This is a genomic window from Saccharothrix sabaoui (assembly GCF_051756985.1).
In the GTDB taxonomy this organism is placed as follows: domain Bacteria; phylum Actinomycetota; class Actinomycetes; order Mycobacteriales; family Pseudonocardiaceae; genus Actinosynnema.
Window position 1 is genome coordinate 35,320 of the sequence record NZ_JBPKJK010000026.1, and the last position, 22,550, is coordinate 57,869.

Genomic DNA, 22,550 nt, shown 5'->3' on the forward strand with positions numbered 1-22,550 from the left:
AGCCAACCAGGGAGTCGGGCGGCGCGGGGCGCGGGGCGGGCCGCCTGTGGACAACTCGTTCTGGACCGCGTCGCGCGACCAGTACCCTGGCTCCCCGTGTCCGGACCCAACGCCCCCGCCGTGCAGGACAATGCCGTGGTGGACCTGCTGAGCGGTGCCAGCTTCCCCGTGGCCGACGAGCTGGCCGCCCGCTTCCACGCGGCCGGCCACCGGCTCTACCTGGTCGGCGGCAGCGTGCGGGACGCCCTGCTCGACAGGCTCTCCGGGGACCTCGACTTCACCACCGACGCCCGGCCGCCGCAGGTCCTGGACCTGCTCAAGGGGTGGGCCGACGCGATCTGGGACACCGGCATCGCGTTCGGCACGCTGGGCGCGACCAAGCACGGGCGGACGGTGGAGATCACCACGTTCCGCGCGGAGGCCTACGACGGCGTGTCGCGCAACCCCGAGGTGACCTTCGGCGACTCCCTCGAAGGCGACCTGGTCCGCCGCGACTTCACCGCCAACGCGATGGCGTACGACCTGGTGAACCGCGAGCTGATCGACCCCACCGGCGGTCGCCGGGCGCTGCGCGACCGGGTGCTGGACACGCCCGCCACGCCGCAGGAGTCGTTCTCCGACGACCCGCTGCGGATGCTGCGCGCCGCCCGGTTCGCCTCGCAGCTCGGCTTCGCCGTCGCGCCCCGCGTCCGCGAGGCGATGACCGCCATGGCCGGCGAGCTGGCCCGCATCACGGCCGAGCGCGTGCAGGTGGAGCTGTCGAAGCTGCTGACCGGCGCGCACCCGCGCGTGGGCGTGGAGCTGGTGGTCGACACGAAGCTCGCCGACGTGGTGCTGCCCGAGCTGCCCGCGATGAAGCTGGAGATCGACGAGCACCACCAGCACAAGGACGTCTACACGCACTCGCTGACCGTCCTCGACCAGGCCGTCGACCTGGAGGACGGCCCGGAGCCGGACCTCGTGCTGCGGCTCGCCGCGCTGCTGCACGACATCGGCAAGCCGGGCACCCGCCGGTTCGAGGAGGGCGGCGGGGTGTCGTTCCACCACCACGAGGTGGTCGGCGCCAAGATGGTCCGCAAGCGTTTGCGCGCCCTGAAGTACCCGAAGGACGTCACCGAGGACGTCGCCCAGCTCGTGTACCTCCACCTGCGCTTCCACGGCTACGGCGGCGGCGAGTGGACCGACTCGGCGGTGCGCCGGTACGTGACGGACGCGGACCACCTCCTGTCGCGCCTGCACAAGCTCGTGCGCGCCGACTGCACCACCCGCAACAAGCGCAAGGCCAACGCGCTCCAGCGCACCTACGACGACCTGGAGCGCCGCATCGAGCGGATCGCCGCCGAGGAGGACCTGAAGCGGGTCCGGCCCGACCTCGACGGCAACGAGATCATGCGGCTGCTCGGCCTGCCGCCGGGCCCGCTGGTCGGCCGGGCCTGGAAGTTCCTCAAGGAGCTGCGCCTCGACCGCGGCCCCCTGGACCACGACGAGGCGGTCGCCGAGCTGCTCGCGTGGGCGCGTGCGGAGGGTGTGCGACCCCCCGGCGACTGAGGAATCTGCCACACCAAGTGACCAATTCCGGTCAAACGGGTTGGCCAGTGACAGCCCGTTGCGGGACCATGACTGTGTGCGCAGGACGCGCACTGGGGGTGGTTCGCATGAACGCTTGGGGGTTGTCCGAGGGGGGCACCCGGGCGCACGGCCTGGAATCGCTGACCGACCGACAACGGGCGGTGCTCCGCTGCCTGGCCAGGGGGTTGGCCGATCACGAGATCGCGAGGGTGCTGGCCATCAGCCAGCGCCAGGTGGGGGTGGTGGTGTCGGAGATCCTGGGAGCGCTGAACCTGCGGGACCGGATGGCGGCGGTGGTGTACGCCCACGAGACGGGCGTCATCAGGCTGCCGCTGCCGCGGTGACCTACCGGCGCCGCCCCGCGGCGGCACTCCTGGTCATCAGCAGGTAGCCGAGCAGTCCGAGCAGGTACGCCACCGTCGCGGCGACCACCAGGCCGGGTGACCGGCCGTCCAGGGGCACCACGGCCGCCGCGGCGGTGACGGCCGCCACCTGCGTGGCGTTGAACAGCGTGTCGTACAGGGCGAACACCCGGCCGCGCACCTCGTCGCCGATGTCGCCCTGCACGGCCGCGTCCACGCACAGCTTCACGACCTGCCCGGCGAACGTGAGCAGGAACGACGCGGCGAGGATCGTCGGCAGCAGCATCGGCAGGCCCAGCCCGAGCTGGGTGGCCGCGGCCAGCACGAGGGCGCCGCACACCGCGCCGCGCCGGCCGAGCACGTCCACGACCCGGTCGGTCACCAGGCCCGCGAGCAGGATGCCCGCGCCCCCGGCGACGGCCACCTCGCCGAGCCCCGCCAGGCCCGCCTTCAGCGGCCCGAAGTCCTCCAGCGAGTGGCGCATCAGCAGCAGCGTGAGCAGCAGCGACGCGCCGAACGCGGCCCGGTGCGCGAGCAGCGCCAGCAGCGCCGCCGCCACGGTGGGGGTGCGCCACGCGGCGCGCGCGCCGTCCAGCAGGCCCCGGGCGACGGCGGTGGCCGTGCGGCTCGGCTCGTCCACCTCGTCCGGCCCGAGCGCGCCGCGCGCGAACCGGGACGCCAGGAACGCGGCGGTCAGCGACCCGACGACGGCGACCGCCGTGGTGGACCCCGACCCGCCGTCACCGGCGCCGAACAGCTCCCGCAGCCCGACCGCGCAGCCCGCGCCGAGCACGGCCGTGAGCGAGCCCGCCGTGGTGGCGAACGCGTTGGCCTCGACCAGGTGGTCCCCCGGGACGACGTGCGGCAGCGACGCGGACAGCCCCGAGCCGACGAACCGGCTCACGCCCGTCACGACGAGGGCCGCGGCGTACAGCGGCACACCGGCCAGCCCCAGCCCGACCGCGCCGGCGGTGAGCAGGACGAACAGGCCGCGCGTGAGGTTCGCCACGACGAGCACGCGGCGGCGGTCCCACCGGTCGAGCAGGGCGCCCGCGAACGGCCCGACCACGGAGTACGGCAGGAGGAGCACGGCGAACCCGGCGGCCACCGCGAGCGGGTCGGCGTGGCGCTCCGGGTTGAACAGCACCGCGCCCGCCAGACCGGCCTGGAACAGGCCGTCGCCCCACTGGGCCGCCAGCCGGGAGGCCAGCAGCCTGCGGAAGTCCGCAGCGGCGAGGAGCTTCCGGGCACCGAGGTGGTGCTGTGCCGTGGTGGTCCCGGCGGTGGTCACGGGGACGAGCCTATGCCTCCCGCGGGGAGGACGACGAAGTGCGGACCCCCGACCGGGGCGGGTGGGTACCGGGAAGGCCGGACCCCTGGGGGCCCGGCCTTCCCGGGTGCCAGGCGCCCGGTCGCCTCACGGCGGCTTGCGCAGCGCGGCTCCAGCCGAACGGTATTCCGCGAAGGCGGTTTCTAGTGAGCCCGGGGGACACGAAGACGCCTGACGGTCCGTACAACGGCGGCGGTGCCCCGGATGTTCCCCTCCCGGTGTGATCCACGTCTTCTGGGATCATGCGGGGTGTGCGCCCTGATGCCGATGTCGAACCGGGTTCGCTGCTGGTCGCGGCACCGACCCTGGTCGACCCCAACTTCCGCCGGACCGTGGTCTACGTCATCGACCACCGCGGCGAGGGCTCCCTCGGGGTGGTCCTGAACAGGCCGAGCGAGGTGGCGGTGCACGACGTGCTGCCCGCGTGGGGTCCGCACGTGACCCGCCCGCAGGCGGTCTACATCGGCGGCCCGGTGGAGCAGAAGACCGCCCTGTGCCTGGCCACGATGCGCACCGGGGAGGACCTGACGTCACTCGAAGGTGTGGTCGGCGTGCACGGTCCGGTGGCGCTGGTCGACCTGGACGCCGACCCGGGCGCCCTGGTGCCGAGGGTGCGCGGGATGCGCGTGTTCGCCGGCTACTCGGGGTGGGGCGAGGGCCAGCTGGCGGGCGAGGTGGGGCGCGGCGACTGGATCGTGGTCAAGGGGCTGCCCGACGACGTGCTCACGCCGCCGGGCGTCGACCTGTGGGGGCGGGTGCTGCGCCGCCAGGGCGTGCCGACGGCGCTGCTGGCCACGTTCCCGTCGGACATCCGCCGCAACTGAGGGCCGCGCCGGTCGGGCGCGGGTGAGGCCGGTCGGTCGGGCGCGGGTGAGGCCGGTCGGTCGGGCGCGGGTGGGGACGCCGGTCAGGCGCGGGTGAGGACGCCGCAGCCGCCGCCGGCGCAGGCGCACCCGCCGCAGCCCGCCGGGGCCGGCTCGGGCATGGCCTCGGCCGCCCGGTGCCCCAGCACGCCGCCCGCGCCCGCCACCACGAGGCTGCCGACGAGCCCGAGGAGGCCGATGACCAGCGAGGCGGCCGGGTTGACCGCGCTCGCCGCGCCCGCGACCAGCGCGATCGCGCCCGCCGCCAGGTTGGGCACGCCCGCGATGCGGTTGGCCAGGGCGAACGCCTCGTCGTCGCGGAGCGTGGCCTTGGTGCGCACGCCGAAGAACCGGTTGCGGTGCAGCGCGCCGCGCACGCCCAGGAAGCCGACCGCTCCGAGGGCGACGCCGATCAGACCCAGTACCACAGGCAGCACGATGTTCACCCCGACGAGGGTAGGCGCGTCCTTCGACCCCGGTCGAACCAGCCCCGGGTGACGTCCGCTGCACCCGCGGGCGTCCCGCCGGTTCACCGCGCTTGCGCTGCGCTGATACCGTTGACGGCATGAGCACGGCCCGCCTGCTCCTTAGCTAGCCGCGCAGACCTCGTCAGGCCAGGTCGGCGCGGCAACCCCTCATGCCCCTCGGGCTGGGGGGTTTCGTCATGTCAGGGGCAGGTACCGATGGAGAGGGACATCCCGATGAGCACCGACGCGGCGGACGAGAAGCCCGCCTTCCGCTACACCGCCGAGCTGGCGGGCGAGATCGAGAAGCGGTGGCAGCAGCACTGGGAGGAGCGCGGCACCTTCCACGCGCCGAACCCGGTCGGCCCGCTCAAGGGCGACGTGCCCGCGGACAAGCTGTTCGTGCAGGACATGTTCCCGTACCCGTCGGGCTCCGGCCTGCACGTGGGGCACCCGCTGGGCTTCATCGGCACGGACGTCTACGCCCGGTACCACCGGATGAACGGCCGCAACGTCCTGCACACGATGGGCTTCGACGCGTTCGGCCTGCCCGCCGAGCAGTACGCCGTGCAGACCGGCCAGCACCCGCGCAAGACCACCGAGGACAACATCCAGACCTACCTGCGGCAGATCCGCAGGCTGGGCCTGGGCCACGACGAGCGCCGCCGGATCTCCACGATCGACCCGGGCTACTACAAGTGGACCCAGTGGATCTTCCTGCAGGTCTTCAACTCCTGGTACGACACGCGGGTCGCCAAGGCGCGCCCGATCGCCGACCTGGTCGCCGAGTTCGAGTCGGGCGAGCGCGCCACCCCCGACGAGCCGTGGGCGGCGATGACCGGCGCCGAGCGGGAGAAGCTGCTGGGGCAGTACCGCCTGGCCTACCTGTCCGAGGCGCCGGTGAACTGGTGCCCCGGCCTGGGCACCGTGCTGGCCAACGAGGAGGTCACCTCGGACGGCCGCAGCGAGCGCGGCAACTTCCCGGTGTTCCGCCGCTCCCTGCGCCAGTGGATGATGCGGATCACGGCCTACTCCGACCGCCTGGTCGACGACCTGGACCGGCTGGACTGGCCGGAGAAGGTCAAGTCGATGCAGCGCAACTGGATCGGCCGCTCGAACGGCGCGCGGGTCCGGTTCGCGGTGGGCGACACCGCCGACATCGAGGTGTTCACCACCCGCCCGGACACGCTGTTCGGCGCCACCTACGTGGTGCTGGCGCCCGAGCACCCGCTGGTCGACGTGATCACCGCGCCCGAGCGGGCGGACGACATCGCCGCCTACCGGCGCGAGGTGGCGCGCAAGTCCGACCTGGACCGGCAGGAGAACAAGGACAAGACCGGCGTCTTCACCGGCGCCCACGCGACCAACCCGGTCAACGGCGCGCAGGTCCCGGTCTACGTCGCCGACTACGTGCTGATGGGCTACGGCACCGGCGCGATCATGGCCGTGCCCGGCCAGGACCAGCGCGACTGGGACTTCGCGACGAAGTTCGACCTGCCGATCATCCGCACCGTGCAGCCGGCCGAGGGCTTCGACGGCGAGGCGTACACGGGCACCGGGCCGGCGATCAACTCCAGCCACGAGAGCAGCCTGAGCCTGGACGGGCTGGACGTCGCCGAGGCGAAGAAGAAGGTCATCGCCTGGCTGGAGGACAACGGCCGCGGCGAGGGCACCGTGCAGTTCAAGCTGCGCGACTGGCTGTTCTCCCGGCAGCGGTACTGGGGCGAGCCGTTCCCGATCGTCTACGACGAGGACGGCACGCCCGTCGCGGTGCCCGAGTCGATGCTGCCGATCGAGCTGCCCGAGGTGGACGACTACTCGCCGCGCACCTTCGACGCCGACGACGCGAACTCCGAGCCGTCGCCGCCGCTGTCGCGCGCCGAGGACTGGGTGACCGTCGAGCTGGACCTGGGCGACGGCCCGAAGAGGTACCGGCGCGAGACCAACACCATGCCCAACTGGGCCGGTTCGTGCTGGTACCAGCTGCGGTACGTGGACCCGACCGAGACCGAGCGGTTCGTCGACCCCGAGAACGAGCGCTACTGGCTGGGCCCGCGCACGGCCGAGCACGGCGCGACCGACCCGGGCGGCGTCGACCTGTACATCGGCGGCGTCGAGCACGCCGTGCTGCACCTGCTGTACTCGCGGTTCTGGCAGAAGGTGCTGTTCGACCTGGGCCACGTGACGGGCGACGAGCCGTACCGGCGGCTGTTCAACCAGGGCTACGTCGAGGCGTACGCCTACACCGACGCGCGGGGCACGTACGTGCCCGCCGAGCAGGTGGAGGAGCGCGACGGCAAGTACTTCTTCGAGGGCGAGGAGGTGCGGCGCGAGTACGGCAAGATGGGCAAGAGCCTGAAGAACGTCGTCACGCCCGACGAGATGTGCGCGAAGTACGGCGCGGACACGTTCCGGCTGTACGAGATGTCGATGGGCCCGATGGACGTGTCGCGGCCGTGGGCGACGAAGGACGTCGTCGGCGCGCAGCGGTTCCTGCAGCGGCTGTGGCGCAACCTGGTCGACGAGACCACCGGCGAGCTGCGGGTGACCTCGGAGGAGCCGGGCGAGGAGGCCCTGCGGCTGCTGCACAAGACCATCGCGGGCGTGCACGACGACTACGCGAACCTGCGCTACAACACGGCGGGCGCGAAGCTGATCGAGCTGAACAACCACGTCACCAAGCACTTCCCGGGCGGCGCCCCGCGCGCCCTGGCCGAGCCCCTGGTGCTGATGCTGGCCCCGCTGAGCCCGCACGTCGCCGAGGAGCTGTGGGCGAAGCTGGGCAACACCGCGTCGCTGGCGCACGGCCCGTTCCCGAAGGCCGACGAGAAGTACCTGGTGGAGGACACCGTCGAGTACCCGATCCAGGTCAACGGCAAGGTGCGGGCGCGCGTCGTCGTCGCCGCGTCGGCGTCCCAGGACGAGGTGAAGGCGGCGGCCCTGGCCGAGGAGAAGGTGGCCGAACTGGTGGGCGGCAAGGAGCCGCGCAAGGTCATCGTCGTCCCGGGCCGGCTGGTCAACGTGGTGCTGTAGTCGCCCTCACGGGGGCGGGAGGTGGGCGGCGACCTCGGCGAGCGCGTCGAGCAGAGCGGGGTCGACCGCCCCTCCCGCGGGTTCGGACTCGGCCACGGCGACGGTGTCGCCGCGGCGCTCCGACCAGTAGTGGGCGGCGGTGAAGCGGATGTCGGCCAGGCCCAGCAGGGTGCTGCCCAGCGGGCGGACGTCGCCGGTGCCGTGGACGTCGACGAGCCGTTCGAAGCGGGTCGTCGCGGTGCGGTCGGCGAACGCCACCCAGGCCACCGACACGACGACCACGCCGCCGGTGTCCAGGTCGGCGGCGAAGATCGCCCGGTCGAGCGCGCGGCACGGGGTGGTGGCGAAGAACTGCCGGACCTGCCCGAACGAGTGGGTCAGGCACTCGGCGGCGGGCTGCCGCACCGGGTCGCGCCGCAGTCGCGCGCCCAGGCGGTTCAGCGCGCCGTCCAGGTCGCCGTCGCGGGCCGACTTCCTGCTCTCGGCCTTGCGGGCGTTCAGGCCGGGCGACGAGGTGCCCGCCTGCGGCCCCGCGGACAGCGTGGCCCCGCCGCCGACGCCCGCCGCGGCGATGCCGACCACGGCCGCCGCGAGCACCGCGCCGCCACCGCTCTTCTTCTTCCCCTTGTCCGATCCGCCGCCCTTGCCGCCGATCCGCCGATCCGCCACGTCGTCCCCCTCGTCCGGCGATGAGGGGGACATGCAACCGCGTCCGGCGCGCACCGCGACGGCACTGCGGCGGGTACCGCCCGAACGGCGCAGCCGCGTCCCGCAATAATGCGCTGAACTGGGCTTTTACCGGCGCGGGAGCCGCTGTTACGGGCGTGGGAGCTGGGCGGCGACCTCGGCGAGCGCGTCGAGCAGCTCGGGGTCGGGGGTGCCGCCCGCGGGTTCGGACTCGGCGATCGTGATGGTCGTGTCCCTGGTCTCCGACCAGTAGTGCGCGGCGGTGAACGGGATGTCGGCCATGCCGAGGACGGTCGGGCTGAGCGGTCGCACGTCGCCCGAGCCGTGCACGTCGACGACGTCCTCGAACTGCCGGGCCTGCCTGCGGCCGGGGAAGGTCACCCAGGCGACCGAGACGACGGCCGCGCCGCCGGTGTTGTCCACGACGGCGAGCAGCAGCCGGTCCAGCGCGGTGCACGGGGTGCTCGCGAAGAACTGCTGGACCTGGCCGAACGAGTTGGCGCCGCAGTCCAGCTCCTGCTTGACGGCCTGCTTGGTGATCCGCACGCCGAGGTTGGCGACCGCGCCCTCGGTGTCGCCGCCGCGCGCGCTGCGCTTGGCGTCCCACTTGCGCACGCCGATGCTCTCGACGGGCGCCGCGCCGCCGCCACCGCTCGCGCCGGAGTTCAGCGCCGCGCCGCCCGCGCCGCCCGCTCCCGCGAGCACGACGAGCACCGCGGCCACGAGCGCCACGCCGCCGCCACCCGAATCCTTCTTCGCCACCGCCCCCGCCTCAGTCGACCCCCGTGCGGTCCCCGCACCATGCAACCCCGACGAGTGCGGTCCGGATGCGCCCGAACCGCGAAAAGCCCTCGAACGGCCCAGCGGGTCTCACCGGAAGTCGCAGCTCACGGTTGCGGAGCGAAACCCGTCTCGGCCAGCATCCGGCGCAGCATCGAGTCGAACAGCGGTTCCGGGTTGGACACCGCGAACGGGAACCGGCCGAACACCTCCAGCGCCACGTGCCCGTAGATGCGGACCCAGCACTGGGTGATGTGGTGCACCGCGCCGAGCGTCAGCACGGTCTCGTCCACCGCCGGCCCTCCCCCGTCCCCGGGGCCCGCAGCCCCGGAGTCGGCGGCACCGGGGTCGGCGGCCCGGGAGTTCACCGCGGTCAGCAGCACCTGCCGGAACGCGGCGAGGTCGGCGTGCAGCTCGGCGGGCACGTCCTCGTCGGTGCCCTCGGGCATCGGGTGCGCGACGATCAGCCGCCCGGCGACCCGGAGGAACACCCGGCCGAACTGGTCGCCGACCACGCCCGCGCCCGCGTCCGGGCCGCACCGCGCCAGGTGGTCCTCGGTGGAGGCGAAGACGAGGGTGAACTCCTGCGGGTGCGCCAGGGCCCACCGCCGGAACCCCCGGCACACCGCGAAGACCTGCGCCGCGACGTCGTGCTCGTCGACGCCGGCCAGGCCGCGGTCCAGCTCGGCGGCGAGGTCGGTGCAGATGTCCTCGGCGAGCCTGCGGAGCAGGTCCTCGCGCGAGTCGTAGTAGCGGTAGAGGGCCGGCGCGGTGATGCCGACCTCCCGCGCGATGGCGCGCAGCGTGACGGCGTCGCGTCCCTGTTCCACGAGCAGGGCCCGCGCCTGGCGTCGGATCTCGCGCTCGGTGTCGGCACGCATCCGTTCCCGTCGCGTGGCCTCGGTCATATGTCACCCAATCAGGTTGTAGCGGTGCTCGTCCGGGTATAACTTCCGAACTGGTTTGGTGAACGGTGTTTACCGAGATGCCGCCATCCGCGCAACGGTAGCCCATCAACCTGGGAGGACACGTGTTCGCGAAGTGGGGGGCGTTGGCCCACCGACGCCGCTGGGTGGTGCTGATCGCGACCGTCGTCCTGGCGGTGGCGGGCGGCGTCTGGGGCCTCGGCGTGTTCGACAAGCTGAGCCAGGGCGGCTACGAGGCGCCCGACAGCGAGGCCGCCCGCGCCACCGAGGTCGCCCAGGAGGCGTTCGGCCGCCAGGGCGGTGACGTCCTCGCCGTCTACGGCACGACCGACCCGGCGAAGCTCCAGCAGGTCTCCGAGCAGCTCGCCGACCTGCCGCGCGACGCCGTGCAGACCGTCCTGCCGCCGGTGCCGTCGCCGTCGGGCGACAAGTCGCTCGTCGTGATCACGCTCGCCTCCGGCGACTCGAACACGCAGATCAAGCAGTACGAGCAGATCGCCGACCGGCTGGCGGTCGGCGGCCTGGACCCGCTCGTCGGCGGCTTCGTGCCGACGCAGAAGGCCATCAGCGACATGTCCGCCTCCGACCTCACCAAGGCCGAGGCCGTGTCGCTGCCGATCGTGCTGCTCCTGCTGGTCGTCATCTTCGGCGGCCTGGTCGCCGCGTCGCTGCCGGTGCTCGTCGGCGGCCTCTCGATCCTGGGCTCCCTCGGCGTGCTGCACGCCGTCTCCTACGGCGCGGACGTGAACTCGTTCGCGGTCAACGTGGCCAGCCTGCTCGGCCTCGGCATGGCGATCGACTACGGCCTGTTCATGGTCGGCCGGTTCCGCGAGGAGCTGGCCGCGGGCCGCGAGGTGCCCGACGCCGTCCGCCGCACCGTCATGTCCGCCGGCCGCACCGTGGTGTTCTCGGCGACCCTGCTGGTCATCGCGCTGGCCGGCCTCCTGCTGTTCCCGCAGGGCTTCCTGAAGTCCCTCAGCTACGGCGGCATGGCGGCGGTCGCCATCGCCGCGCTGGTGTCGCTGACCCTGCTGCCCGCGCTGCTGGGCGTCCTCGGCCACCGCGTCGACAAGCTCGCCGTGCCGTGGCGCAAGGACAAGGCCCCGTCCGAGGCGGGCTGGCGCCGGCTCGCCGGCCGGGTCATGAAGCGCCCGGTGCTGGTCGCGCTGCCCATCGTGCTGCTGCTGCTCGGGCTCGGCGCGCCGTTCCTCGGCGTGAAGTTCGGCGAGGTCACCGAGAAGGTGCTGCCCGAGGGCAACGAGGTGCGGGTCGCCGCCGAGACCATCAATGACGACTTCGCCGAGCTGTCCAACTCCGGCTTCAGGATCGTCATCACCGGTGACCCCCGGCCCGCCGAGGTGCAGGAGTTCCTCGGCCGGGTCGGCGCGGTGCCCGGCGTCGGCGAGGCGCGGGTCGCCGCGGAACCGGTCGGGGGCGTGTGGTCGGCCACCGCGGGCCTCGACCAGGACGCGCTGGGCGACGCGTCCAAGCAGGCGCTGCGGGACGTGCGCGCCCTCGACGGCCCCGGCGACGAGGTGCTCGTCGGCGGCAGCACGGCCGTGGTGTCCGACAGCCTCGACGCCATCGCCGAGAAGCTGCCGTGGATGGTCCTCCTCCTGGCCGGCGCCACGTTCGTGCTGATGTTCCTCGCGTTCGGCTCGGTGCTGCTGCCGATCAAGGCCGTGGTGATGAGCGCGCTCAGCCTGTCCGCCACGTTCGGCGTGCTCGTGTGGGTGTTCCAGGAGGGCCACGGCGCGTCGCTGCTCAACGTCACGCCCGCGCCGCTGGAGTCCGGCATCGTCGTGCTGATGGCGGCCGTGGTGTTCGGCCTGTCCACCGACTACGAGGTGTTCCTGCTGTCCCGCATGGTCGAGGCGCGCGGACGTGGCGCGTCGACCGAGGAGGCGGTGACGGCGGGCCTGGCCAAGACCGGCCGGGTGATCACCGCGGCGGCGCTGCTGCTGATCGTGGTGACCGGCGCGTTCGCGTTCTCCCAGATCACGATGATGCGGTTCGTCGGCGTCGGCATGATCCTCGCGCTGGCCCTCGACGCCACCGTGGTGCGGATGCTGCTCGTGCCCGCCGTGATGAGGCTGCTCGGCGACGCCGCGTGGTGGGCGCCCGGCCCGCTGCGGCGCGTCCAGCGGCGCGTGGCGCTGCACGACGAGGTCCCGGTGGAGGACGAGAAGGTGCCGCAACCCGCCTAGCCCCGGTCCGGCCGCTCGAAGGCGATGGCCGCGACCTCGGAGTCGCGGCCGTCGTCGTCCAGCCCGCCGAGCGGGTAGGTCGCCAGCACCCGGCCGTCCGCGCCGTCCAGCACGGTGGCGGTGTCGCCGGTGGCCAGGAACACGCGCGCGTCGCCGGGCGCGACGGCCAGCGTCCCGGCGGTGAACGGCAGCGTCCGGGTGGCGCGCGTGCCCGCGTCCACCACCGCCACGCCCCGGTCGAGCGCCACGTAGACCCGCCGCCCGTCCGGGGTGACCGCGACGCTGCCCGCGCCCTCGCCGACCGGCGTGGTCCAGCGGACGCGGTGGTCGACCGGGTCCAGCTCGGACACCGTGCCGGTGCGCTCCCCCACGTCCAGCGAGCTGACGTAGACCGCGGAGCCGTCCGGGCTGACCGTCACGTGCTGCGGCAGGCCGCCCACGGGGATCGTCGCCACCGTGCTCGCGGCCCCCGTGTCGAGCACCACCACGGTGCCGTCCTGGGCGTTGGCCACGTAGAGCCGCGCGCCGTCGGGGCTGATCGCGATGCCCTGCGGCCGGCCGCCCACGGGGATCGCGGCGACCAGCCGGAACCTCTCGGTGTCGATCACCGCGACCGAGTCGCCGCCGGTCACGTAGAGCCGCCCGCCGCCCGGGTGGGCCACCGCCTCGGCGAGCTGCGCGCCCGCGTCGATGCGGCCGGTCACCCTGCCGCCGGCCGGGTCCACGGCGGTCACGACGCCCGCCCACCCGTTGACCACGTACGCGCGCCGCCCGTCCGGGTCGACCGCGGCGCCCGTCGCCCACGACCCGGTCCGCGCGCGGGCCACCACCGCGCCGTCCCCGGTGTCGAGGACCTGGAGCGCGCCCCCGTGCGCCACGAAGTACGCCCTGGGCGCGGGTGCGTCCGCCGTCGTGGCGACCGGGGAGACGGGGCGGCCGGTGGCGGAGAGCGCGGCGGCGAGGAGCAGGGCGGTGGTCCCCGCGGCGGCGGCGGTGCGTCGTCCCCACATGCTGCGAGGGGAACACCCGGACTCGGTCGAGATCCACCTCGGTGCTACGGACGGGTGGCATTCTTGCCGGACCGGGTGATCGTCGGTGTGCGAACCGGGGGCGCCCGGCGCCGGTCGCTCGGGGGGCGAAACGACCGACGCCGGGCTCCAGCCGGTGCTCTCGCACCGGTGGCCCAACCCCGACGACGTAGAACTACCACCAGGTTGACGCAGCGCGGGGCGTTTTGGCTCCCGAGAGCTACGAATCAGCCGAAATTCGTCGCGTTGCCACCAGCTTGGCGTAACGCGTGCCCGCCGTCAGGAGGACGAGGCCCGCCCCGATGAACGCCAGCACCCGCGCGATGCCGTCCAGCGCGGCCAGGTCGAACAGCAGCAGCTTCGCCACCGCGGCCCCGACCAGCACCAACCCGGCCACCCGCAGCGCCCGGCGGTCGATGCCCCGGACCAGCAGGACCAGGGCGGCGACCGTCCACGACACGGTCACGATCGAGTGGCCGAACACGAACCCGGTGACGTCCTGTGACACCAGCAGCGCGCCGCACAGCACCGCGCCCGCCGCCGCGTACAGCAGCACCACGCCGGCGACGACCCACGGGAGCGGCTGCCTGCCGAGCGCGCCGAGGGTCGACGCGACCCACGGCAGCACGACCGCCACCGCGCCGAGCACCAGCGCGGTCAGCGCGCCGGACACCAGGAACCCGACCGTCACCGCCCGGCGGGGCGCGTCGAGCAGCAGGTCCGGCGGCACGGCGTGCGCCAGCGCGAGCAGGGTCCCGACGGCGGCGAACGCCGCGGACCCGACCAGCGGGCCGCGCGAGGCGACGAGCCTGGCCAGGACCGCCAGCACCAGCGCCTCGGCCAGCACGGCGGCGGCGCGCGTGCTGCCGTCCAGCGCCACGGCCGTCGCCTGGAACGCGGCGAACACGCCGACCGCGCCGACACCCGCCGCGAAGGCGCGCGGCAGGTGCCCCCGGCCGCCCGCCCACAGGCCGAGCATCACCAGCGCCACCGCGCCCGCGACCGCCGCGCCGAGGTACCGGTCGAGGACCGCCGTCGTGACCAGTGCCGGGACCGGCGAGCCGACCGCCAGGCCGAGCGCGGTCACGTCGCCGGGCCGGACCCGCGCGGTCAGCACCGCGCCCGCCACCCCGACCACGGCGGTCAGCAGGGCGATCGCCGCCAGCACCCGCTGGTCACCCACCCGGCCCACGGCCAGGAGCGTCGCGAGCAGCGGCGGCACACCGGCGGTGACCGCGAGCCACGGCCAGTCGCGCCGCAGGTGCACGGGCGTCGCGGCGGCCTTCAGCACCAGCAGGAACCCGACGAGCAGCGGCGTGAAGCCCGCCGTGAGGACCGGCGCGCACGCGGCGCACGCCGCCACCACGCCGATCGCCAGGACCGACGAGTCCCACCTCAGCGCCAGCAGGAGCCCGCCGCCCGCGATGACCAGCCCGGCCACCAGCCCGCCGCCCTCCGGCAGGTAGGCGTAGATCGAGGTGGCCGCGACGACGTCCAGGTAGAGCACCGCGATACCGGTGGCGGCCAGGGCGAACGCGCCGGTCCGTCCCGCCGGCGTGCGGTGCAGCCACAGGCCGGCGCCGACCAGCGCCGCGCCGAGCGCTGCCCCGCCGAGGACGCGGGGCAGCGGTCCCAGGTAGCCGCGCTGGACGGCGAGCACCAGCAGCATCACGACGCCGAGCAGCGTGACCGCGCCGCCGACCCAGGCGAGCAGCCTGCTGCCCGCGCCGTCCTGGCCGAGCCGGTCGAACAGCGAGCGGCGCGGGGGTGGCGGGGTCCACTGCGGCGGGTTCCACCGGGGCGGCGGCGGACCCCAGCCCTGGCTTTGGCCTTGGCCCGGGTGGGGCATGGGCGCGGGGTGGGGCATCGGCGGCACGGCCCGCACCTGCGGCGGGACCGGCGGCCCGCTCCACCACGGTCCGCCGGCCTGCGGCGCGTTGGTCCGTGGCGCGTTGGCCTGCGGCGCGTTGGTCTGCGGTGGGCCGGCCTGCGGGGAGGGGGCGGCGGCTGCGGCGGGCTTCTCCGGCGCGTCGGGCTCGCCGGGCGCTTCCGACGCCGCAGCCGCCTCGACGGCCGACTTAGCGGCCGACTCCGCGGTCGTCTCGACGGCAGCCTCTGCGGCCGCCGGGGCTGCCGTCGTCCGGGCTGCCGTCCGCGCGGGCGGCACTGGCGACGCGGACGGTGCGGACGCTGCGGGCGACGCGGCCGGTGCGGGCGGCGCGAGGGTGGCCACCGCCCGGCCGTCACCCACCCGGTGCAGCTCCTCGCCCACCGCTTCGAGGCGGCGACCGAGGTGCGCGAGTTCGTCCGCCAGCCGCATCAGGGGTTCCTGCCCAGTCCCGGTCATGTGACCAGACTCGCCCGGACCGGGCGCACCCGACATCCGTACCTCTACTCAAGTGCTCGAACCCGCGTACCGAAGTGGTCACGCCGCCGGGTCCCGGGGGTGAGAGGGTGCTCGGCGTGACTGTCCTCGTGCTCGGTTCGGCGAACGCCGACCTCGTGGTCCAGGTCCCGCGCCGCCCGGCCGCCGGTGAAACGGTCCTGGGCGGCGACACCGCCGTGCTGCCCGGCGGCAAGGGCGCGAACACCGCCGTCGCCGCCGCCCGCCTCGGCGCGGACGTGTCGTTCGCCGGGGCCGTCGGCGCGGACCAGTACGGGGAGCTGCTGCGCGGGTCGCTCGCCTCCTCGGGGGTGCGAACCGGGCACCTCCGCACGTCCGCACGTCCCACCGGCATCGCGTACATCACCGTGACGCCGGACGGCGAGAACTCGATCGTCGTCGCGCCGGGGGCCAACTCGGACGTGTCCGACACCGACGTCGACGCCCTGACCTGGGACGGCGTCACGGTCCTCGCCTGCTCGCTGGAGGTGCCGGTGCCCGTGGTGGCGCACGCGGTGCGGGCAGCGGCCTCACGCGGGGCGAGGCCGCTGCTCAACCTCTCCCCCGTGGTGCCCGTCCCGCCGGACGTCCTGGCCCTGCTCGACCCGCTGGTCGTCAACGAGCACGAGGCCGCCTCCCTGGCCCCGACCCACGAGGCCCTGCTCGACCTGGGCCCCAGGTCCGCCGTCGTCACCCTCGGCGCGCGCGGCGCGGCGGTCGTGACGCGGGACGGCGTGGTCGAGGTCCCCGCCCCACCCGTGACGCCGGTCGACACGACGGGCGCGGGCGACGCGTTCGCGGGCGCGCTGGCCGCCGACCTGGCCGCCGGCGCGCCGCTGGTGGAGGCCGCCGCGTTCGCCGCGCGGGTGGCCGCGCTCTCGGTCACGTCGGCGGGCGCGCAACCGTCGTACCCGACCCGCGAGGCCGTCGAGCGGCTGGGCTGACGACCGCCATGCGCTGGTAGAGCGCTTCCACGGCTGGTCCGCTTTGCTGAACAGCCCAAAGCCGTAAAGTGGTTTGTGTCACGTCACGGCAATCCGTGCGTCACCCTCAGTCGCGAGCTTTGCTTCGCTAAGCAATGACGACCGCAGTTCGGCGGGTGGTGGTGGGTCCGGGCTACCAACTCCGCACCCACCACCACTTCTACCTGCGGCGACCCCGGACTCGGCAAAGAGGCGTATGGAGTCGCCGAGCGAAGCCTCCCCCATATGGGCGTCCTGGTTTACGTATTTTGATGACATTGGCAGCGGTTGCCATGAATTCCTGTCCCCCACGCACATCTTTCGCTCTGATGCAAGTCGAAGCTGACGACATCCGAACGGGCTACGTTCTGTAACGATGTTTGCCTGCCCGACGACTCTTATGCGCTTCCCGTGGCGTCACTGTCGGTTCACCTCTTCCTTGCGCGGGCTTCACGCGAATAGGCTCAACAGGTTCGCTCGTGTTGGCGCCAACTACCAGGCGCGATCGACCAGCGGACGGAGACCCCGGACTCGGCAAAGAGGGACGGAGGGGCACTCGTACCCATCAGTGACACAGCGTTGATCGTTTATGCGGTGGTGATCATCGCATATCTGGTGTTCACCACTTCAGTGGTGTGGATACTGGCCCGCAGGGTCCCGAGCGCGATGACTCGGACCTTGATCGCCGTGGGCGTGCTCGTCAGCGGTTTGCCGACCATTCTCGCGGTCCTGGCAAAGGTGCTCGCATGATGCCCACGGCGCAGGCCCCCGCCAATGCGGGAGAGCGGTGGCGTCGCGGCAGCATGGCCGACCGGCTGCCCGAACAGGTGCGCACCCAGTTGTTCGCGCTCGGGCGGGTGCTCTCCTACCCGGCGGGGGCCATCCTCTCCGAGCAGGGCAGTCGCCGGCCACCCGTGTTCCTGCTCCTGGGAGGGGTGGTGAAAGGGTGCCGCACCGCGCAACCGGACAGTCCGCCCATGTTGTTGAACCTTTTCCTGTCGGGTGATGCCCCCGGCACCGCGGACGCGGTGCTGAACGCTCCGGGGCACGTCACCTACATCGCCACCAAGGCGACAACCGCCCTGGCGATACCGCGACAGGCGTTCAAGAGCTTCTTCGAGGAGCGTTCCGCCGCGGCGAACGTCCTGGCCGCGGTCCTGGCGCGCGAGCTGCAGCTGCGCGACCGCTCGCTCGCGTACGCGCCGATGCCGGTCGAGGACCGGCTGATCGCGTTCCTGGAGCGGTACAGCAGGCTGTACGGCACCCGTTCCGCGTCCGACGAGGTCCACCTCGACCTCGGGCTCGCCCAGGCGGACCTCGCCGCCGCGATCGGCGCCTCGGCGCCTTCCGTGGCCAAGGTCCTCAACCGGCTCCGCGACGAGGGGAAGGTCGCCATCGGCTACCGCTCGCTCTTCATCAAGAAGCCCTTGGCGGTTCGAACGCCGCGTCCCCGCGGCGCGAGCTGATCCGCTGCCGGGCCCGTCGCAGGTCACCGACCGACGACGGGCCCGGCGCGGGCGGGCGGTGGAAAACCCGGTGACGACCGCCGGGTCCCCCGCGACCCTGGTGCCGTGGACGGGATCGGTGGGAACAGGCCGGCGTGGGGGGACCTGCCCGCGGCGGTGCGGGCGGCGGTCGAGGACGGGATCGGGGCGCGCGTCGTGCGGGCGGTCGGCCAGGTGGGCGGGTTCTCGCCCGGGGTGGCGGCGCGGTTGGAGCTGACCGACGGGCGGCGGGTGTTCGCGAAGGCGGTGGGGGCCGCGCCCAACCCGGTCAGCCCCACCCTGCACCGCCGGGAGGCGCTGGTCGCGCCGCTGGTACCGGGGCCGGAGCTGCTGTGGTCGTACGACGACGGCGACTGGGTGGCGCTGGTCTTCGAGGACGTGCCCGGCCGCACGCCCGCGGTGCCGTGGCGGGCCGACGAGTGGGACCGGGTGCACGCGGCCGTGGTGGGGCTGTCGCGGGTCGCCGCGCCGGACGGGTTCCCGGCGGTCGGGGCGACGTCCTCGGTGCTCTCCGGGTGGCGGCGGTTGGCGGGCTCGCCGCTGCCGGGCGTGGACGAGTGGGCGGCCGGGCGGCTCGACCTGCTCGCCTCGTGGGAGTCGGGCTGGGCCGAGGCCGCCGAGGGCGACTCCCTGGTGCACGGCGACCTGCGGGCCGACAACGCGCTGCTCACCGGCGACGGCGTGGTGTTCGTCGACTGGCCGCACGCCGCGCGCGGCGCGCCCTGGGTCGACCTCGTGCTGCTGCTGCCGAGCGTCGCCCTCCAGGGCGGGCCCGAGCCGTGGGACGCGTGGGCGTCGTCGCCGCTGTCCCGCGACGCCGACCCGGACGCGGTGACGGCGGTGGTCACGGCCGTCGCCGGGTTCTTCGCGCACAGCGCCCTCCTCCCGCCGCTGCCCGGCCTGCCGGCGCTGCGGGCGTTCCAGGCGGCGCAGGCCGGTCCGGCGGTGCGGTGGTCGCGGCAGCGGCTGGAGCGGTCCCCGATACGGTTCGCCGGGTGAACCCCACCCCGACCTCCGCCTACCTGGCCTCGACGCGCTCCTCGTACGACGTGGTGGCCGAGGACTACCACGAGCTGGTCGGCGGCGCGCTGGCCACCATGCCGTTCGACCGGGCGGTGCTGGGCGCGTTCGCCGAGGTCGTGCCGCCCGGCGAGGTGGCCGACCTGGGGTGCGGGCCGGGGCACGTCACCGCGCACCTGACCGGGCTGGGCCTGTCGGCGTTCGGGGTCGACCTGTCGCCCGGCATGGTCGAGGTGGCCCGGCGGGAGCACCCCGACCTGCGGTTCGGCGTGGGCACGATGACCGCGCTCGACCTGCCCGACGACGGCCTGGCCGGGGTCGTGTCCTGGTACTCGATCGTGCACACGCCGCCGGAGGTGCTGCCGGTGGTGTTCGCCGAGTTCGCCCGCGTGCTCGCGCCCGGCGGCCACCTGCTGGTGGCGTTCAAGGCGGGCGACCGGCTCCGCCACCTGACCAGCGGCTACGGCCACGACGGCCTGGACCTCCGGGTCTACTGGCAGCGGCCGGACGACGTCGTCGCGCTGGCGGCGGGCGTCGGCCTGCACGAGCACGCCCGGCTGGTGCGCGAACCCGCCCCCTCGGAGGGCGGGCCGCAGGCGTACCTGTTCTTCCGCAAGGCCGTTCTCCCGCGAACCCGCCCGTAGCTGTCAACACCGGGTAAACGGCGGCGGTTCGGGTAGCGGCCGGCCGTCGCGTCGCGTTGGCTCGTCCTTACGTCCCGTCAACCCGAAGGGTATGGTCTAGACCATGTCGAGCGCGCGCCTGCACGGTGTCGGGGTCAGTTCCGGACGGGCCTCCGGCCCCGTGGTGCGGGTGGCCGAGCCGCTCGGCGAACCGCCCGCCGGACCCGCGCCCACCGACCCGGCGGCCGAGGCCGCCCGCATCCGGCCCGCCGCCGACCGCGTGGTCGCCCGGCTGGAGGAGAGGGCCGCCACCGCGACCGGCGACGCGAAGGCCGTGCTGGAGACCACCGCCGCGATGGCCGCCGACCCCGCCCTGCTCGCCCAGGCCGAGAAGGTCGTGACCGGCGAGGACGTGCCCGCCGCCCGCGCCGTGCACCAGGCCGCCGCCGGGTTCATCGCCGCCCTCGAAGCCGCCGGCGGGTACATGGCCGAACGCGCCCGCGACGTGCGCGACGTCCGCGACCGCCTGGTCGCCGAACTGCTCGGCGTGCCCGCGCCCGGCGTGCCCGACCTTGCCTCGCCGTCCGTCCTGGTGGCCCGCGACCTCGCCCCCGCCGACACCGCCGGCCTCGACCCGTCGAAGGTGCTCGCCCTGGTCACCGAGGAGGGCGGCCCCACCTCGCACACCGCCATCCTGGCCCGCTCGCTCGGCATCCCGGCCGTCGTCGCGTGCCGCGGCGTGCTCGACCTGGAGGCCGGCTCGCTGCTCGTGGACGGCGACACGGGCGTCGTGCAGCTGTCCGACGGCACGGTCCGCGCCGCCCACGTCCAGGGCCGGGCCGAGTGGAACGGCGTCGGCGTCCTGCGCGACGGCCACCGGGTCAAGGTCCTCGGCAACGTCGGCTCGCCCGCCGACGCGGTCGCCGCCGCCGAGGCCGGCGCGGAGGGCGTCGGCCTGTTCCGCACCGAGTTCTGCTTCCTGTCGGCCGGCACCGAGCCGTCCGTCGAGGAGCAGCGCGAGGCGTACGCGGCGGTGCTCGCGCCGTTCGACGGCAAGCCCGTCGTCGTGCGGACCCTGGACGCGGGCGCGGACAAGCCCCTCGCGTTCCTCGCCCCCGACCCCGAGCCCAACCCGGCGCTGGGCGTGCGCGGCCTGCGCGTCGCGCTCGACCGCCCGGACGTGCTCGCGCGCCAGCTCGACGCCATCGCCCTGGCCGCCGCCGACACCGGCGCCGACGTGTCCGTGATGGCCCCGATGGTCGCGACCGCCGCCGAGGCGGCGTGGTTCGTCGAACGCGCCCGCGCCGCCGGCATCCGGCGTGCGGGCGTGATGATCGAGGTCCCGGCCGCCGCGCTGGTCGCCCGGGAGATCCTGGCCGTGGTCGACTTCGTCTCGATCGGCACCAACGACCTCGCCCAGTACGTGTTCGCGGCCGACCGCCAGGTCGGCGCGGTGGCGGCGCTGAACGACCCGTGGCAGCCCGCGCTGCTGCGCCTGGTCAAGCTCGTCGGCGACGCGGGCACCGCGCTCGGCAAGCCGGTGGGCGTCTGCGGCGAGGCGGCGGCGGACCCGCTGCTGGCGTGCGTCCTGACGGGCCTGGGCGTGACCAGCCTGTCGATGAACCACACCGCGCTCGCCGGGGTGGGCGCGAAGCTGGCGACCACCAGCTTCGACCTGTGCCAGCTCGCGGCCCGCGGCGCCCTGGCCGCGGCGGACCCGGCCTCAGCGAAGCTCGCCGCCCGCGCGCCCCACTAGGAAACGGGTCCAGGCGCCGGTGCCGAACACCAGCACGCCGCCCCCCGGGTTCTTCGAGTCGCGCACGCCGGTCGAGGTGCCGGTGTGCGCGACTTCGACGCAGTTGCCCCCATTGGGACCGCTGTAGCTGCTCTTGCGCCAGGTCATCGCGCTTCCTCCGCTCGACGGGCGATCAGGGCGGCACTGTCCTCCGCCGAGAGCGCACGGGTGGCCAAACCGGCGAAATCGTCCTGGAAGACCGCCAACTCCGCGGCCCTCTCCAGGAACCACCCTCCCAGCTGATTCTCCAGGTAGACGGCTCCGGGGTCATCCGGCTGCGGAAAACCGAGCCAGTGGTACGAGCCCAGGTGCCCCCGGTGCGCGCCGGCGTCGAAGGGCATCACCTGGATGGTGATGTTGGGCAGCTCGCCGAGCGCGACCAAGTGGTCCAACTGCCCGGCCATGACCTGGTCGTCGCCCATGCGCCGGAGCAGGACCGCCTCGTCGATGATCGCGTGGACGACCAGCGGGTCCTCCCGGTGCAGCGCCTCCTGGCGGCGGATGCGGGCGTCGACCGCGTCGGGGTCTTCGAGCAGCCGCCGGGCGTAGGGCCGGGTCTGGAACAGGCCGTAGATGAAGCCCGTCTCCCAGGAGCGGATCTCGCTCGCCCCCGCCTCCAGCCCCACGTACAGCGAGAACCAGCCCGGGATGGACCGGTCGCCGTCCCACCAGCCCTTCTCCCGCGAGATGTCGCACACCCGCAGGTACCAGTCGACCCGTTCGGCCGGCACCCCGAGGAACGGGAGCAGCACCTCCAGGTCCGGCCCGCCGACCGGTGTGCGCATGCTCTCCAGGTGCGTGATCTTGGTCGGGTTGCAGCGCAACCGCCTCGCCACGTCGGCTTGCTTCAACCCGGCCGCCTCGCGCAGGCGGCGGATCTCCTGGGCCAACCACCGGCGGCCGACGGTCGGGCTCAGCATGGACGGATCGGTTCCCGGCACGCGGCCAGTCTTCCAGCCGACCAGGACCACCCCATCGAGCGACTAGATCGTTCAGCTTGCGTTTGTAAGGCT

General features: G+C 74.1%; 20 protein-coding genes. 11 read left to right on the forward strand and 9 right to left on the reverse strand.

What is annotated here, in order from left to right; all coding sequences use genetic code 11:
* The first annotated feature begins 96 nt into the window (after positions 1-96).
* The gene (locus ACR807_RS10775) at positions 97-1,548 is read left to right on the forward strand and encodes a CCA tRNA nucleotidyltransferase (protein ID WP_438921099.1); all 1,452 of its coding nucleotides are present in this window, start codon (positions 97-99) and stop codon (positions 1,546-1,548) included.
* Between the two features lie 107 nt (positions 1,549-1,655).
* The gene (locus tag ACR807_RS10780; protein ID WP_438921100.1) at positions 1,656-1,913 is read left to right on the forward strand and encodes a response regulator transcription factor; all 258 of its coding nucleotides are present in this window, start codon (positions 1,656-1,658) and stop codon (positions 1,911-1,913) included.
* A 1-nt stretch (position 1,914) separates the two neighbouring features.
* On the opposite strand, the gene ACR807_RS10785 is transcribed toward ACR807_RS10780, so the two are convergent.
* Entirely contained in the window at positions 1,915-3,222 is a 1,308-nt protein-coding gene (locus ACR807_RS10785) for an MFS transporter (RefSeq protein WP_438921101.1), read from the reverse strand.
* A gap of 281 nt (positions 3,223-3,503) precedes the next feature.
* On the opposite strand from ACR807_RS10785, the gene ACR807_RS10790 reads away from it, so the two are divergent.
* The gene (locus tag ACR807_RS10790) at positions 3,504-4,085 is read left to right on the forward strand and encodes a YqgE/AlgH family protein (protein WP_438921102.1); all 582 of its coding nucleotides are present in this window, start codon (positions 3,504-3,506) and stop codon (positions 4,083-4,085) included.
* Between the two features lie 83 nt (positions 4,086-4,168).
* Here the strand turns inward: ACR807_RS10790 and ACR807_RS10795 are convergent, their stop codons facing one another.
* A complete protein-coding gene (locus tag ACR807_RS10795; RefSeq protein WP_438921103.1) occupies positions 4,169-4,570 on the reverse strand; it encodes an SdpI family protein in 402 nt (133 codons plus the stop codon).
* A 255-nt stretch (positions 4,571-4,825) separates the two neighbouring features.
* Between ACR807_RS10795 and leuS the strand changes: the two genes are divergently transcribed.
* On the forward strand, positions 4,826-7,621 hold the full coding sequence (gene leuS, locus ACR807_RS10800; RefSeq protein WP_438921132.1) for a leucine--tRNA ligase: 2,796 nt from the start codon (positions 4,826-4,828) through the stop codon (positions 7,619-7,621).
* A gap of 6 nt (positions 7,622-7,627) precedes the next feature.
* Here the strand turns inward: leuS and ACR807_RS10805 are convergent, their stop codons facing one another.
* The 3 genes from ACR807_RS10805 to ACR807_RS10815 all read right to left on the reverse strand — a co-directional run bounded on the left by ACR807_RS10805 (position 7,628) and on the right by ACR807_RS10815 (position 9,969).
* Entirely contained in the window at positions 7,628-8,323 is a 696-nt protein-coding gene (locus tag ACR807_RS10805; protein ID WP_438921104.1) for a hypothetical protein, read from the reverse strand.
* A 114-nt stretch (positions 8,324-8,437) separates the two neighbouring features.
* Positions 8,438-9,070, reverse strand: coding sequence for a hypothetical protein (locus ACR807_RS10810; protein ID WP_438921105.1), 633 nt, complete (start codon positions 9,068-9,070; stop codon positions 8,438-8,440).
* 125 nt (positions 9,071-9,195) lie between these two features.
* On the reverse strand, positions 9,196-9,969 hold the full coding sequence (locus tag ACR807_RS10815) for a TetR/AcrR family transcriptional regulator (RefSeq protein ID WP_438921106.1): 774 nt from the start codon (positions 9,967-9,969) through the stop codon (positions 9,196-9,198).
* Between the two features lie 149 nt (positions 9,970-10,118).
* Here ACR807_RS10815 and ACR807_RS10820 point away from each other — a divergent pair, with 149 nt between their 5' ends.
* Positions 10,119-12,221, forward strand: coding sequence for an MMPL family transporter (locus ACR807_RS10820; RefSeq protein ID WP_438921107.1), 2,103 nt, complete (start codon positions 10,119-10,121; stop codon positions 12,219-12,221).
* Here the strand turns inward: ACR807_RS10820 and ACR807_RS10825 are convergent.
* Together ACR807_RS10825 and ACR807_RS10830 are read right to left on the reverse strand one after the other, a co-directional pair.
* A complete protein-coding gene (locus tag ACR807_RS10825) occupies positions 12,218-13,231 on the reverse strand; it encodes an outer membrane protein assembly factor BamB family protein (protein WP_438921108.1) in 1,014 nt (337 codons plus the stop codon). The genes ACR807_RS10820 and ACR807_RS10825 overlap by 4 nt on opposite strands.
* Before the next feature lie 238 nt (positions 13,232-13,469).
* Positions 13,470-15,596, reverse strand: a complete 2,127-nt coding sequence (locus ACR807_RS10830; protein WP_438921109.1) for a DUF2339 domain-containing protein — start codon at positions 15,594-15,596, stop codon at positions 13,470-13,472.
* Positions 15,597-15,712: 116 nt separating this feature from the next.
* Here ACR807_RS10830 and ACR807_RS10835 point away from each other — a divergent pair, with 116 nt between their 5' ends.
* From ACR807_RS10835 to ptsP, 6 genes are all read left to right on the forward strand, one after another.
* On the forward strand, positions 15,713-16,576 hold the full coding sequence (locus ACR807_RS10835; protein WP_438921110.1) for a ribokinase: 864 nt from the start codon (positions 15,713-15,715) through the stop codon (positions 16,574-16,576).
* Between the two features lie 612 nt (positions 16,577-17,188).
* On the forward strand, positions 17,189-17,344 hold the full coding sequence (locus ACR807_RS10840) for a hypothetical protein (protein WP_438921111.1): 156 nt from the start codon (positions 17,189-17,191) through the stop codon (positions 17,342-17,344).
* Positions 17,341-18,060 (forward strand): Crp/Fnr family transcriptional regulator, encoded by a 720-nt coding sequence (locus ACR807_RS10845; protein ID WP_438921112.1) that lies wholly within the window; start codon positions 17,341-17,343, stop codon positions 18,058-18,060. Before ACR807_RS10840 ends, ACR807_RS10845 begins: the two co-directional genes overlap by 4 nt.
* A gap of 105 nt (positions 18,061-18,165) precedes the next feature.
* Complete coding sequence (locus ACR807_RS10850) at positions 18,166-19,098, forward strand: phosphotransferase family protein (RefSeq protein WP_438921113.1); 933 nt, start codon at positions 18,166-18,168, stop codon at positions 19,096-19,098.
* The gene (locus ACR807_RS10855; RefSeq protein WP_438921114.1) at positions 19,095-19,763 is read left to right on the forward strand and encodes a class I SAM-dependent methyltransferase; all 669 of its coding nucleotides are present in this window, start codon (positions 19,095-19,097) and stop codon (positions 19,761-19,763) included. The genes ACR807_RS10850 and ACR807_RS10855 overlap by 4 nt, the downstream gene beginning before the upstream one ends.
* Positions 19,764-19,866: 103 nt before the next feature.
* On the forward strand, positions 19,867-21,498 hold the full coding sequence (gene ptsP, locus ACR807_RS10860; RefSeq protein ID WP_438921115.1) for a phosphoenolpyruvate--protein phosphotransferase: 1,632 nt from the start codon (positions 19,867-19,869) through the stop codon (positions 21,496-21,498).
* On the opposite strand, the gene ACR807_RS10865 is transcribed toward ptsP, so the two are convergent.
* Positions 21,466-21,645 carry a DUF397 domain-containing protein gene (locus ACR807_RS10865; RefSeq protein ID WP_438921116.1) on the reverse strand — a complete coding sequence of 60 codons (180 nt, stop codon included), beginning with the start codon at positions 21,643-21,645 and terminating at the stop codon, positions 21,466-21,468. The genes ptsP and ACR807_RS10865 overlap by 33 nt on opposite strands.
* Positions 21,642-22,457, reverse strand: coding sequence for a helix-turn-helix domain-containing protein (locus ACR807_RS10870; RefSeq protein WP_438921117.1), 816 nt, complete (start codon positions 22,455-22,457; stop codon positions 21,642-21,644). The genes ACR807_RS10865 and ACR807_RS10870 overlap by 4 nt, the downstream gene beginning before the upstream one ends.
* Positions 22,458-22,550: the final 93 nt, after the last annotated feature.

Coding starts and splice junctions, on each gene's coding strand:
- ACR807_RS10870 (WP_438921117.1), bottom strand. CDS start 22,457: ATGCTGAGCCCGACCGTCGGCCGCCGGTGGTTGGCCCAGGAGATCCGC.
- ACR807_RS10825 (WP_438921108.1), bottom strand. CDS start 13,231: ATGTGGGGACGACGCACCGCCGCCGCCGCGGGGACCACCGCCCTGCTC.
- ACR807_RS10790 (WP_438921102.1), top strand. CDS start 3,504: ATGCGGGGTGTGCGCCCTGATGCCGATGTCGAACCGGGTTCGCTGCTG.
- ACR807_RS10845 (WP_438921112.1), top strand. CDS start 17,341: ATGATGCCCACGGCGCAGGCCCCCGCCAATGCGGGAGAGCGGTGGCGT.
- ACR807_RS10815 (WP_438921106.1), bottom strand. CDS start 9,969: ATGCGTGCCGACACCGAGCGCGAGATCCGACGCCAGGCGCGGGCCCTG.
- leuS (WP_438921132.1), top strand. CDS start 4,826: ATGAGCACCGACGCGGCGGACGAGAAGCCCGCCTTCCGCTACACCGCC.
- ACR807_RS10805 (WP_438921104.1), bottom strand. CDS start 8,323: ATGTCCCCCTCATCGCCGGACGAGGGGGACGACGTGGCGGATCGGCGG.
- ACR807_RS10865 (WP_438921116.1), bottom strand. CDS start 21,645: ATGACCTGGCGCAAGAGCAGCTACAGCGGTCCCAATGGGGGCAACTGC.
- ACR807_RS10830 (WP_438921109.1), bottom strand. CDS start 15,596: ATGACCGGGACTGGGCAGGAACCCCTGATGCGGCTGGCGGACGAACTC.
- ACR807_RS10780 (WP_438921100.1), top strand. CDS start 1,656: ATGAACGCTTGGGGGTTGTCCGAGGGGGGCACCCGGGCGCACGGCCTG.
- ptsP (WP_438921115.1), top strand. CDS start 19,867: ATGTCGAGCGCGCGCCTGCACGGTGTCGGGGTCAGTTCCGGACGGGCC.